General features: G+C 47.0%; 14 protein-coding genes and 1 pseudogene. 9 read left to right on the top strand and 6 right to left on the bottom strand.

The features are described 5' to 3' along the window. The first annotated feature begins 7 nt into the window (after positions 1–7). From AU11_RS18030 to AU11_RS05900, 7 genes are all read left to right on the top strand, one after another. Entirely contained in the window at positions 8–457 is a 450-nt protein-coding gene (locus AU11_RS18030; RefSeq protein ID WP_081847960.1) for a DUF3592 domain-containing protein, read from the top strand. A 956-nt stretch (positions 458–1,413) separates the two neighbouring features. Beyond that, the gene (locus AU11_RS18270; RefSeq protein WP_156035161.1) at positions 1,414–1,812 is read left to right on the top strand and encodes a hypothetical protein; all 399 of its coding nucleotides are present in this window, start codon (positions 1,414–1,416) and stop codon (positions 1,810–1,812) included. Positions 1,813–1,933: 121 nt separating this feature from the next. After that, the gene (locus tag AU11_RS05915) at positions 1,934–2,281 is read left to right on the top strand and encodes a hypothetical protein (protein ID WP_156035159.1); all 348 of its coding nucleotides are present in this window, start codon (positions 1,934–1,936) and stop codon (positions 2,279–2,281) included. 135 nt (positions 2,282–2,416) lie between these two features. Further along, positions 2,417–2,764, top strand: a complete 348-nt coding sequence (locus tag AU11_RS18265) for a hypothetical protein (protein ID WP_156035157.1) — start codon at positions 2,417–2,419, stop codon at positions 2,762–2,764. A gap of 590 nt (positions 2,765–3,354) precedes the next feature. Then, positions 3,355–3,738 carry a hypothetical protein gene (locus AU11_RS05910; protein WP_156035155.1) on the top strand — a complete coding sequence of 128 codons (384 nt, stop codon included), beginning with the start codon at positions 3,355–3,357 and terminating at the stop codon, positions 3,736–3,738. 206 nt (positions 3,739–3,944) lie between these two features. Further along, positions 3,945–5,501, top strand: coding sequence for an IS1182 family transposase (locus AU11_RS05905; protein WP_043315428.1), 1,557 nt, complete (start codon positions 3,945–3,947; stop codon positions 5,499–5,501). 173 nt (positions 5,502–5,674) lie between these two features. Beyond that, the gene (locus tag AU11_RS05900; RefSeq protein WP_043317149.1) at positions 5,675–6,289 is read left to right on the top strand and encodes a hypothetical protein; all 615 of its coding nucleotides are present in this window, start codon (positions 5,675–5,677) and stop codon (positions 6,287–6,289) included. 1,489 nt (positions 6,290–7,778) lie between these two features. On the opposite strand, the gene AU11_RS18260 is transcribed toward AU11_RS05900, so the two are convergent. Both AU11_RS18260 and AU11_RS05880 read right to left on the bottom strand, forming a co-directional pair. Then, entirely contained in the window at positions 7,779–8,441 is a 663-nt protein-coding gene (locus AU11_RS18260; protein ID WP_156035153.1) for a helix-turn-helix domain-containing protein, read from the bottom strand. Further along, on the bottom strand, positions 8,438–8,938 hold the full coding sequence (locus AU11_RS05880) for a transposase (RefSeq protein ID WP_043315904.1): 501 nt from the start codon (positions 8,936–8,938) through the stop codon (positions 8,438–8,440). The genes AU11_RS18260 and AU11_RS05880 overlap by 4 nt, the downstream gene beginning before the upstream one ends. Positions 8,939–8,979: 41 nt before the next feature. Between AU11_RS05880 and AU11_RS05875 the strand changes: the two genes are divergently transcribed. Beyond that, a complete protein-coding gene (locus AU11_RS05875) occupies positions 8,980–9,252 on the top strand; it encodes a transposase (RefSeq protein WP_255343219.1) in 273 nt (90 codons plus the stop codon). Positions 9,253–9,434: 182 nt separating this feature from the next. Continuing rightward, positions 9,435–10,223 (top strand): toll/interleukin-1 receptor domain-containing protein, encoded by a 789-nt coding sequence (locus AU11_RS05870; protein ID WP_043317141.1) that lies wholly within the window; start codon positions 9,435–9,437, stop codon positions 10,221–10,223. A gap of 57 nt (positions 10,224–10,280) precedes the next feature. Here the strand turns inward: AU11_RS05870 and AU11_RS05865 are convergent, their stop codons facing one another. From AU11_RS05865 to AU11_RS18025, 4 genes and pseudogenes are all read right to left on the bottom strand, one after another. After that, positions 10,281–10,598 carry a CcdB family protein gene (locus AU11_RS05865; RefSeq protein WP_043317139.1) on the bottom strand — a complete coding sequence of 106 codons (318 nt, stop codon included), beginning with the start codon at positions 10,596–10,598 and terminating at the stop codon, positions 10,281–10,283. After that, entirely contained in the window at positions 10,598–10,843 is a 246-nt protein-coding gene (locus tag AU11_RS05860) for a type II toxin-antitoxin system CcdA family antitoxin (protein WP_043318322.1), read from the bottom strand. The genes AU11_RS05865 and AU11_RS05860 overlap by 1 nt, the downstream gene beginning before the upstream one ends. Before the next feature lie 360 nt (positions 10,844–11,203). Beyond that, entirely contained in the window at positions 11,204–12,250 is a 1,047-nt protein-coding gene (locus AU11_RS05855; RefSeq protein WP_043318320.1) for a transposase, read from the bottom strand. Then, positions 12,250–12,444, bottom strand: a pseudogene (locus AU11_RS18025) (tyrosine-type recombinase/integrase); the annotation flags it as partial. The pseudogene AU11_RS18025 and the gene AU11_RS05855, both read right to left, overlap by 1 nt. Positions 12,445–12,669: the final 225 nt, after the last annotated feature.

Genomic DNA, 12,669 nt, shown 5'->3' with positions numbered 1-12,669 from the left:
CGCAAATATGAACAATAGGTATCTACTTGGAGTAATAGCATTTTTGATTTTCGCTTGGGGAGGCGAAGCTGGAGGGAAAGCATTTAGTGGAGTCTACAGCTGGATCAAAAGTGACTTTAGCAATCCAGTGCCTGGTGTAATAACTAAATCGGAAATGGTGTGGTCGTCGGGACGTTATGGAGGGCAAGCTCACTGGGATATTGAATATTTCTACGTGGCTGGCGGAAAAGAGCTTACTGGTTATCGAGTAATGCCGTCTAGCTATGGAATTGAGGTTAACGAAGTTCTCTCCAGTTATCCTGTAGGCAAAAAAGTTACTGTCTGGCATTCAGCATCAGATCTCCAAAGCTCAATGCTGGAGCCTAGAAGAATTAGTTTCATGGCATTTTTTGTTGTTGTAGTCTCTGTGGTACTACCAGCACTAATAACATTCGTGTGGCTTCGGCCAAGCGTATAACAAGCAGCGGCAGAGCGACAGCCAACACTACGCACCTTTTGTGTTACTCGCTGTCGCTCAAACATTAACACAAAAGATGCTCCGCGTTGGCAGCGCCTGCGCTGGACGTTAATGTGCTCTGCAAAAAGTGTTGGATGGCAGCGTGCCAGGTTCGGGTTCATCGCATTAAGCCGCGGTTTCCGGGGTTTAGGTTTTGTGCCAGCGTTGGGCTGAGCAGTTTCGTTCTACGATAAGTAAGTTTCGCAGTTTGTCCTAGTACGGCATTCTTGCGGGTAATAATTAGTTGGCTGGGGTTTCGCTTGCGCTACACAACGTATTTCATAGTTGGTTGGGCAGTTCACAACATTAACAAGCGCATGTTGTGCGCCGCTATCGCGGCCGGACTCCTTACGCTGCGCTTCAGTCGCCGCAAATGCGGGCGTTATGCGTTTCTCCGATGCGAGTTTTCCCTGAATATAAGTTTTCCTTTAATTGAGAGTGGAAGTGGTTTCAGTAATTAATGTAATTCTTTACTTTGTTTTTATTTTCGGTATATTTTTGGTTGGAATTCCTGCTTGCATTTACTTTTCGACGAAATATGAAAGGTATATTGCTTTATTTATGAGTAGATGGTTCGCTTTACCGGTGCTACTTGTTGCAGGTTTGCTTATTTGGGGGTCAGGAAAAGTTCTTTCTGCATTCTATGTCTTGTTTGTTGTATGGGTACCATTTTTTGTTGCTCTTGTATTTGTGCAACTTAAGCCGCTATGGAAATGGTATATGCGTTATTTGAAGAATAAGTATAAGTGGAAATAATGAGCGCGTGGTTCCGCATAACAAACAGCGGCAGAGCGACAGCCAACGCTACGCACCTTTTGTGTTACTCGCTGTCGCTCAAACATTAACACAAAACGTGCTCCGCGCTGGCTGCGCCTGCGCTGGGCGTTATACGCCTATGAAGTAAAGGAGTAATTTCATTGAAACTAATGGGAAAAGAAAAATTTAGGCAATGGAAAGAAGAGCGAAATATTCCGGAGAATGTTAGCTTTGGTACGAGTAGAGCTTATTACGGTTTGTGTTTTCGATCGAGGCCGGGGGCATTGTATATAGATCGGGAATCGATCGTTCACTGGTCTTATGGCCCAAGTGATTGTTCGGCGGCAATGTTTGAAAAAGAGATAAAAATCTCCATTCCACTCGAAAGTGTCAAATCTGTAAAAGTAGAAAAACTTAGTTTCTGGTGGAAATTAGCGTTTATGGGCGCTAAATGGGTTGTAAAAATTGAGACTGATTCAGATCTCCAAGAAGTAGTTCTTTATGAAGATCCATCAGATTTAGTAGCTCCGATACAAGCAGCTAGCGCAGGGGCCGTATAACAATGCGCTGCAGGCCGACGTCTAACTTTGTGCACTTTATGCGCGGTCGCTTCGCTCCCATTATCGCGCATAAGGTACACAAAGTTAGCCGCGGCTGAGCGCGGCGTTATGTGATAGAGCCATGAAACGAGAAAAATTAATAATTTTAGCAGTGGTACTTCTGCCGCTATTCTTAGTTCTTCTTCTATGTGTCAAAAGTTCTGAAAATTGGAATGTATTTTCAGCTAATGGTGAGATGCAGGAATCATACGTTACTTTGGCATCCGAAGTTCAGTTGGGAAAGTACACAAATACGCAGATTGCAGAGAAATTTAAATCGCTTGCGGAAGCTGAGAAGAAAATATCAAATGGGGCTAAGTTGATTCAGTCAAGTTACTATTTCTGGAGCTTCTTGTTTGTGGTAATTGCGGCCCTTCAGCTCATGGTTCTATTTCGAGCGTTGGACGCACATAACAATCACGGGCAGTGATGCTCCGGCCCTTCGGGCCTCCGCGGGACGGCTTACCTTATGCACGTTTTACGCGGGTCGCTTCGCTCCCATTTTCGCGCAAAACGCGCATAAGGTAAGCCGCCCCTGCCGTGGGCGTTATGAGTCCATTTAGTCATGCACAAATACAAGACATCGGCTTCGCCATATTTGTGTGAAATTGCCATCGATCCAGGTATGGCGTATACCAAAAAAGATCTAAGCGTATTCAAAGGTAAGAATGAACGTGGCGTTGCCGTTTATGGGCATTCACCAAATGTTCTTGTCATCGCAAAGGAGCGCTACGACTACTGGGACACATTACATGTGTTGGTTAGCGCGCTGGATACTGGCAAATTAGCTGTTTGTGGAAGCAATTTTCCGAAAGATTTTTCTGAGTATTTAATGTGCTCAAATCCAGCGGTAAAAGTCCGCCTTTTGAGTTCTGATCAGAGCGCAGAAGGCAGAGATTGGCTCCTGTGCTAAGAAAAACTCATAACAATGCAATGCAGCCGACGTCTTACTTTGTGCACTTTTTGCACGGTCGCTGCGCTCCTATTTTCGTGCAAAAAGCACACAAAGTAAGCCGCGGCTGATCGCGGCGTTAATGTTCAGGTTCATCGTGCCGCCGCCTAAAAGGTTGCAGTGCGCTTGATGAACGATTCGGCGGCCTACAACGCTGTAGAAAGCGTATCGCTAGCAGGGATTGACGGTTGGTTTTAATAGGCTGTAGTGGCTTCCATTCTTTATGGATCGCGCTGGCGTCGGAAGAAGTAGGGTAGGGAATTCCCGTTTGGTCTTTGAGCCGCTCCAGGGGAAAGCGTGGTACGGTATAACCAATCGTGCCGCTCGCAGTATGCTGGTAATTTGCGAGTTCAGGGTCGGCGGTCTTTAAGTTGGTAAGTCACTTTCAGGCCTCCAACATTAACAATCACGGGCAGTGATGCTCCGGCCCTTCGGGCCTCCGCGGGTCGGCTTATCTTATGCACGTTTTACGCGGGTCGCTTCGCTCCCATTTTCGCGCAAAACGCGCATAAGGTAATCCGCCCCTGCCGTGGGCGTTAAGCATCTAAAACATGAATAGACCTAAACGAATTACAATTGTAGCTTGGTACGTTATCATTTCATCTGTTGTTGCAGGATTTTCGGTGACGTGGGGATTTAACCACCCAGAAGCCGTTAAGATCTTGGAGTCTGCTAATTTTCCAATCTGGCTGCAGAAGATATGGGCTTATCTCGCGCTCGCGCTTAAATTAGGGTGCGGTTTATATTTATTAGAAAGAATAAAGATAGCTCGTGTCGGGCTAATTATACTGCTGTTTGTTGGTCTGATGGTTACCATTCTAAATGGTTTAAGTTCACCGGCAATGTGGATAACTTTCATCGCTAACTTAGCAATTTACAGCTTTCTTTTTACCCCGGTTTCTGAAAAATGGTTTGGTCATCAGGCAAATGCTTAACAAGGCCAAGCAGTTTGCTCCGGGCCTTCGGCCCTCCGCGGGACGTCCAACGCTATTCACCTTTTGTGCTAGTCGCTGCGCGCCCATTTTTGCACAAAAGGTGAATAGCATTGGCCGCCCCTGTTGGCGGCGTTCAGGCTGTAGAAAAACTCTAAAAACCTAGTAGATTTTGATAAAATCTGCGGGCCCGGTTCCGAGATCCCGTCATGCCCAACTTCAAGCCCTATAATTACAGCCAGGACACAATGGTTGTAATCAATTTCGAAGATCAATTGCAGCCGAATACCTTCGAGTACACGCTGCATCACCTGATCGATAACCGTATCAATCTTTCCGCTTTCTACGACAAGTACAAGAATGAAGGTGGTGGGCGGTCTGCATACGATCCGGCTATTCTCTTGAAGATTATCCTGTTCGCTTACTCCAAAGGCATCACGTCTAGCCGGGAGATCCAATGGCAGTGTGAGCATAATATACTGTTCAAAGCTCTGTCCTGTGACAGCGTGCCGCACTTCACCAGCATTGCCAGCTTTGTCAGTAGTTATCCCGATGCCATACAGTCTGTCTTTGAGCAGGTGCTGATGGTTTGCGACCAGGAAGGTCTTTTGGGTAATGAACTCTTTGCCATTGATGGCTGCAAGATGTCGTCGAATGCCAGCAAGTCACACTCTGGAACTTTTAAAGAGCTCGAGCAAAAGCAGGCGAAGATCCGCAAGAAGATCCGTCATTGTCTCTCAGAGCATAAGAAGCTGGATGGAAGGAAGCCCGCCGAACGGGAGCGAAAGCAGCGTCTCGAGCAGGCGCAGAAGACCTTGGAGAAGCACTTTGAAAAGATCGACAACTTCCTAAAGACGCAAGCCCCAAGGATGGGGCAGGGCAAGAAACCGAAAGAAGTAAAAAGTAACATCACCGACAACGAGTCGGCCAAGATGAAGACTAGTAAAGGCACCATCCAGGGCTATAACGGAATTGCGGCGGTCGACAAGAAACATCAGATTGTCGTGGAGGCGCAAGCCTTCGGGGAAGGGCAGGAAGCGCATACCTTAAAGCCGATTCTTGACGGCATTAACACGCGTTATCGGAACGCAGGTATCGCCGAGGATATTCTTTCGGACCAGGTCATTGTTACCGCAGATACCGGATTCTCAAGTGAATCTAATAACGAGATGCTGAGAAGTGAAGGTGTCAATGCCTTCATTCCCGACAACCAGTTCCGTTCCCGCGACAAGGCGTTTGCCAAGCAAAAAGAAAAACACGGTAAGCGTCACCAAGATACGGTAAAGGGCGTTAAGCAGGTTCTGCCCGCTAGCGAGTTCAGACTCAATAAAAGAAGTAAGACCTGTATCTGCCCCGCCGGCAATGAAATGTTGCTCTACCGAGATGAGCGCGTCAGCGAGGGGAAGCAAAAACTTCACTTTGAAGGGCGACTCACAGACTGTCGACACTGCCCGCTAAAAAGCCAATGTATGCGCAATCCCGAATCGGCGGATACCCGGGATGGCCACGGACGACAAGTCTCTTTTACTTGGACGAATGGTAAAACAGCAACGGACTGGATGAAAAGACGGGTCGATAGCGTGGAAGGCAAGACAATTTACAGTCATCGCATGTCGGTGGTCGAGCCAGTCTTCGGTAATATTGGCACAAACAAGCGACTGAGTCGCTTCTCGTTGCGTGGAAAACACAAGGTGCAGGGACAGTGGCAGATGTTCTGCTTGGTGCATAATATCGAAAAGTTGATGCGATACGGCGCAGTACATTAATTCCTAGGGGCTTCTGCATTAATTTTGGGGCGATATGGTGAAAATACGCGCATGCGTGAGTAAGTGAAATTAGTGTGGTTAAATGGCGGTCAGTATGTAAACGAGAAAAGAGCCTTGAGGCGACGACTGCTGGGAGTTGTTTTTCTACAGGCTCGTTATACCTCAAGAAGCCAATGACAGAATCTGAACAAGTGCTAGAGAGAATTTTCAAAACGAAAGAAATTTCTTTTAAAAAAATACCAGAGTCAGCAACTAGAACTCCAGATTATGAAGTTGTTGCGGGTTTCTCCAAGTCATTTTGGGAGGTAAAGGAGATTTGTGAGAATGGTGAAGAAAAGGAAATTATTAGAAAGTTCGAGGCTGATCAGGGTGAAATATTTAGTGTCCATTCAAAAAGAGTTGAATCCAGCATAAAATCTGCTTCTGGCCAGTTCAAGTCATTTGGTGTTACCAATTACCCATGCATTATAGTATTAACTGATGTAAGAGATTTTTCGGTAAGAGATATCTGTTTTGAACTTTACATAAAAAGTGCAATGCTTGGTTCTGCCGAGTACATGGAATTTCGTGATGGAAGTGTTCGTGAGATCAACAGGAAAAACGGTCTCATGACTAATAGAATGAGCTACATTAGCGCTGTCGCATTAATGTACTGCGCAACTGATCAGCTCGTATTCCTTCACAACCCTAACACTTGCAACGAGCTTCCGGAGTATTTTTTCAATAAATTCCCGGAGCATTATAAAGTGGTCAACACAAGTATTGGGCTTGAGTGGACAAAGGTATAACAAACAGCGGCAGAGCGACAGCCAACGCTATGCACCTTTTGTGTTACTCGCTGTCGCTCAAACATTAACACAAAATGCGCTCCGCGCCGGCTGCGCCTGCGCTGGGCGTTAGGCAATAAGTAAAAGGAAGTTCAAGTGTATATTCTGGGGAAGGGAAAAAAGGCATTTTTAGAGTATATGCGGAATCTTACACCGCAAATTCTTCTTTCTTCATTTGTTCTTTTTATATCCAAGCGGTTGGATTTCTGTGAATGGGATTTATCGAATACGCCAATTACACTACTGTTCTTTAGTGCGCTTCTTTTACTTGTGTTTTCAATTTTTGTTAACATTTACTATTTTTTTGAACAATTTATAGAATCGCTGGAGTGGGTCGAAAATCTAAAAAAACAAAAACACTATATAAATCTGTCGTTGGTAGGAAGAGTTTCGTTTCTTGTATGTAGAACGTTGAGACCTCAGAAGTGGTTTTATTTCGAATTTGTTTTTTTGATTTTGCTTTTTCAGGTCACATTAGTTGTGGTGTTGACTCAAGGAGTTTTCGGCGCAGTCTCTCTCATTCAGGCAGTATCTCGGTGATCTGCCTAACAAACAGCGGCAGAGCGACAGCCAACGCTACGCGCCTTTTGTGTTACTCGCTGCGCTCAAACATTAACACAAAAGGCGCGTAGCGTTGGCTGCGCCTGCGCAGGGCGTTAGGTAAATGAGCATTGAGAAAATTTTCGAAGTACAGCCCGTCTACAATGTCGAAAAGAATAAGGCAGGAAGAAAATTGGCAAAAACAAAAAGCGCTGAGAGAAAGATATCTTCCTATATATTTTAAAGTATTATTTATAACTTACGTGTTTATGGTTTCAGTCTATGTCCCGTTTGGAAATCATGACAAATTTTACATTCAGACATTTATTATCGTGCTGATATTTATTGTGCCAGCAGGTAGCGCATTTATAGCGAGCGTTTTTTCTACCTACATGTCTGGAGTAAACTACTACTTAGGAGATTGGATCGTGTCGCAAGAGAGTGATGGGAGGCGATTTAGCAGCAATAAATTATTTTGTTGGTGCTTTTCAATAGTGTATATCACAATTTATTTTTTTTCCTCGGTTAACACGAGGCTCCTTTTTACCTAACAAGGTGCGGCAGACCGACGTCTTACTTTGCGCACTTTTTGCGCAGTCGCTACGCTCCTATTTTCGCGCAAAAACTACACAAAGTAAGCCGCCGCTGCGCACGGCGTTATGCCTCAATGAGAATTTAAGATGGAACTTATAAAAAGCAATGTTATTCAGTTCTTTGAACTTCTAGCCTTGAGAGAAGGTTGGAGTAAAAATTATACAAAGTTCACATTGTTTCTGATGCTCTCGGCTACAAGTTTCATGGCATACTTCATCTTCAAAGCGCTCGGAGTAATGAGCGCAAGTGATATGAATTCGTTGGCCGAAAATCTGTATCAATTGAAGATCTTTGGTATTGCAGTGTTAGCAGGAATCTACGGATTTTTTGGCTTGTACTGCAGCGTGCTTTCGGTGGCAATAATTAATGCCCTGGTACCCAAGGCATAACAAGGCACTGCAGCCGACAGCTTACTTTGTGCACCTTTCTCTCCGGTCTCACGCTCATACACCTCATGGCCGACAATTTTCCGGCTGTAAACATCCATAACCAAGTAAAGGTAATACCAGGTTCCGCATGCTGGTCCTGGTAGCCACGAGATATCCCACGACCACAGACAGTTTGGTTCTGATGCTTTGTGTGTGGTCGCTGCTCGCTTCCGCTCCGGCGCCTTCTGGCGGCCTCTACGGTGGACTTGATTGTATTCATGTAAAACCCGGTAGAGCGTTGATTCAGAGGCGAGATAATGGCCCTGATCCAGCTGGTCAGCAACAATAAATGCTGGAGGGCAGCTTCGGTATTCAGGTTGATTACACAGGGCTATTACGGCTTGACGCTCCTTAGCCGTCAGTTTGTTCGATGGCTCCGGCCTCGGCACCACGGGCCTCTGATCTTCCCTGACAACCTCGTCAGTGACCCAGCGTTGATAGGTGCGTACGCTCAAGTTCAGCAAGGCACAGGCCTTGGCCAGCCGGGCTCCGCTGCGATTGGCTTCGGCAATCAGAGCAACGATCTGCTGGCGATCTGGGAGGCTGGTCATTCGTCCTCGTCTTTGTGGCCCCAGATCGCCTCGGCTTTTTTTGACAGTGTGAGGAGCGCAGCGGTTTCAGCGAGCGCCTTCTCCTTACGTCGCAGCTCTGCCTCAAGCTTTTTGATACGCTTTTTCTCGGCCTTACTGGCCTTTTGGTTGCGTTTAGACTGCTCGTCAGATACAGCATTGGCTGACATGCAGGCCGTTTTCCAGGCCTCAATCTGCTCGGGGTAAAGGCCTTTCTTGCGGCAGTATTCACTGAGCTCCGCCTCAGTCATTGGGGCAGTTTCAAGGACGACTTTGAATTTTTCTTCGCTACTCCAATTATCGGGAGTAGCAGAGTTGGAAGGCAAAACAGCACCTCGTTGTCTGGCGGCTTTACGCCAATTGTACAGGGTAGCGGTACTGATGCCTTCCTGGCTCGCCAGTTCGGCAACGGTCATGCTGTGAGGCGGCGCCATCTTCTTGAGGATGGCCTCTTTACGTTCAGGTGAATAGTGGGGCATGGTTGTCCTCTGAAAAGTTCAGGCGACAACTACCCTGACACATAGGGGATGGCCACGGACGACAAGTCTCTTTTACTTGGACGAATGGTAAAACAGCAACGGACTGGATGAAAAGACGGGTCGATAGCGTGGAAGGCAAGACAATTTACAGTCATCGCATGTCGGTGGTCGAGCCAGTCTTCGGTAATATTGGCACAAACAAGCGACTGAGTCGCTTCTCGTTGCGTGGAAAACACAAGGTGCAGGGACAGTGGCAGATGTTCTGCTTGGTGCATAATATCGAAAAGTTGATGCGATACGGCGCAGTACATTAATTCCTAGGGGCTTCTGCATTAATTTTGGGGCGATATGGTGAAAATACACGCATGCGTGAGTAAGTGAAATTAGTGTGGTTAAATGGCGGTCAGTATGTAAACGAGAAAAGAGCCTTGAGGCGACGACTGCCGGGAGTTGTTTTTCTACAGGCTCGTTAGCTGCCCCAGACAAAAGGAAGAATATGCCAACTTATGATGTAGTGATTTCTTTCGCTGGAGAAGATAGAGGTGTTGCAGAGTCTATTGCTACCAATCTCATTACTAGAGGAATCAATGTCTTCTACGATGAGTACGAGCAAGCGAACTTATGGGGCAAAGATCTCTATGTACACTTAACAAAGATCTATCGCGATGAGTCTAAATTTTGCTTGATGGTAATTTCAGAGGATTATGCGAAGAAGCAATGGACAAATCATGAGAGGAAGGCGGCTCAAGCCAGAGCCTTTCAGGAAAACAGCGAGTACATCTTACCATTAAGGCTAGATGATGCAGAAATTGAAGGAATATTAGGTACAACAGGGTACATTGATTACCGGCAAGTATCTTTAGAGCGCATCATTGATCTACTTGCAGAAAAAGTAATTCAATATAACAAAGACAATGGTATAGCCTACGAAATTGTTAAAGCTGAAACTGTTTTTGAAAGAGCTTTAGACTTCAAAGATGGCCGGCCATTTCGTGACAGCGATATGAATACCGAGTGCCCTGCGTGTAATTCACAGCAAAATCTTTCCGAAGCCACGCTATCGCTTGATTACGATGACACAATTTATACGTGTAAAAACGGTTGCCAACCTTTGGTCGTGATCGGTCGGCCGGGGATGGTTGCGTGGCCAGGTAGGGGATTTAGGCTGAAAGATTACGTAATTCGAAATGTCAGAGACATTACAATTAAAACCGAAAATATGGGTATGCCAATGCTTATTCCTGCTAGCAAAGCTGCGCTAATGAAGGTGCGGCCAAGCAGCTAACAAACAGCTGCAGCGGATCATTTTACGCTGCGCTCCAATTGCCCGCTGAGCTGGGCGTTAAATACCGGTAATAGCAAAATCCAGAGCGGCTAATATTTCTGTTCGAAAATGTTCGAGTGTACCGATTGGGTTTTTTAGTCTATTCGTTGGCACGGAGGCAATCTGTGGGGTGAGTAAGATTAGCTCGTCACCCTCATATTCAATTACGGGGGTAAGCCTCCCAAGATTTTCATTTTTAAAATATTGCAACCGGCCGAGAGGGAGCACGATTCTTGTTCCTATATCAGAAATATGCTCGTGCTGAATATCCAGGATAAAAGGAAAAGTCTTCTGAGTTGCCTTGCTGGGGTTTTTGTATACGTCGAACTGCGGCATCAGAAATTCCTAAACTCATCGCCGAAGCAACCATGTTCTTCAACAAATTCGTTGTAGGCCTTAATTCCGGCTTTATGCTCATCTTTCCATTTCTGAGCTTCTCGCTTTGCGAGCTCCTGGCTCAGCGCTTGCTCTAAAGTCGCGGATAAATTAATGTGCATGGATCGGGATTTGACCAATAAGTCACTATTTATGCTGAGATTTGTTGCCTTCTTTGGGGCATTTGCGTCAAAAAGAGTGGTCATAGCGGCGCTCCAAGGTGTGCGCATAATAGTGCGCATACCCATGTTAGGCCGGTCTTGCTCGGAAATCAACCACTGGTTGACGGCTCAAGGTCCCGAGGCATTTAACGAATAAGGATAGATCGCGCGCAGCCGCGATCTCATCCAGTTGTTGGACAAGCCCGGGCTTTCCGGAAAGTTCTTTATATAAGCAAATATATTTTTTTGGCGTGGTGGGTGTTTCGCACAAGCTGTGTTATTAATTTTTTGAAGGCGAGCGAGAGCCTTGGCCTTTTCCTGCAGCCAATATGATCGACATCAGTTGCTCATAGGTTGGTTTTCTCCTCGCTTATGACTGTCGGTGTTTAATACGATCCTGAAGGGTTATCCGGATAGCCAGCCAGGCCTGAAGGCCTGAACAAACTGCAGTGGTGCCGTGCATCTCGGGCAAGGCAATACAGGCTTTTCCTGTGCCTTGAATGAGTCAATGACCACTTTCAATGTCATTTGCACGAGCTGCAGCAATCGCTTGGCATTGCCGTGCAGGAACCCGTAATCGCGTACGCGCCGAAAGCCCTTGGGGAGTACATGCTGCAGTACCAGCCACAAGAAGTCGGCGCCAGGTAATGTTCGCGTTTTGGGGTTGCCGCTTTTGCTTTCGATATAGCGGAAGGTTACTTCGCCGTTTCGGTCAGTGAGAATTTGTTTCTCGCTGATTACACCGCGATAAAGGTATTTTGATAAATATTCCAGAGCGGGTTGTCCTCTGCCGACTGATTGGCACTGAACGATCCACTTTATTGGAGTGTCGGGTACTGGCAGTCCAGCCTCTTGCAGGGCCTGGAGCATCCTTGCACGGAAGACTTTGGCAAGTGCTTGGCCGTTGAACAGGTATTTACCCTTTACCTTCTTCCACTGCCGTCTACTTCGGTTCACCGCACCGCCGGGAATCACGATATGGCAGTGCGGGTGGTAATCCAGACGTCGGCTATGGCTGTGGAGTACGCTGGTCATGCCGATCTCGCCGCTGAGCTGATCGTCGTTGAGGGCGAAGGTTTTGAGAATCCCGGCGGCAGCGGCCATTAACAGGTCATAGACTTTTTTTTGATGGCGCCAGGTCAGTGTACGAAGCTCCGCCGGGAGGGTAAAAGTTACCATGAAGTACTCCACCGGCAACAGCTTGCGGCGCTGCCGTGCCAGCCACTGGGTGACCTCGTGATTCTGGCACCGGGGGCAACTCCGGTGCCCACAGGGGCGCGGGTTCAACAGAGAGTGATTGCAATCGTTACATTGCCATAGTATCTCGCCAGCAGCGCTGGTACGGCAGCGTAGGATCGCCGCTATCGCCCGTCGCTGTTCCGGTAGCAGGCGCCCAGCATACTTTTGTAAGAGCGCCTCTTGATAGCGCTCAATCAGGTCGGCCAGATGCATTACGGCCTCCATAGATCGACATGCAGGGTGTTAACCAGCGCATTGATGGTGGCGGCAGTGTCCTGTTGGCTGAGCTCGGTAAGATGGATATAGCGGGCGGTGGTAGTGGGGCTAGCGTGCCCCAGCAGTGCTTGAATCTGGCGCAGACTCAGGCCGCGTTCCAGCAGGTGGGTAGCAAAGCTGTGACGCAGGGAATGTACCGAGGCTTTTTTTTAATCCCGCATTGGTGCAGCAACGCCTTCATTGCCGTTTGGGCGCTGCTCCCGCCCATGGGCGCTGGCAGAGTATCAATGGCTCAGACTTATATAGTGACTTTGAGGACTGCTAAATAAGTGAGATAGCGATGCCCCTTCTTGTTTCCTTACTTCAATCTTCCCATTAGTACTTTGGGTTGCTCGGTAAGTCGAATACGTCTCTCC

This window comes from Microbulbifer sp. HZ11 (assembly GCF_000708675.1).
Classification (GTDB): Bacteria; Pseudomonadota; Gammaproteobacteria; order Pseudomonadales; family Cellvibrionaceae; genus Microbulbifer.
This window is presented reverse-complemented; position numbering and strand designations above follow the sequence as displayed.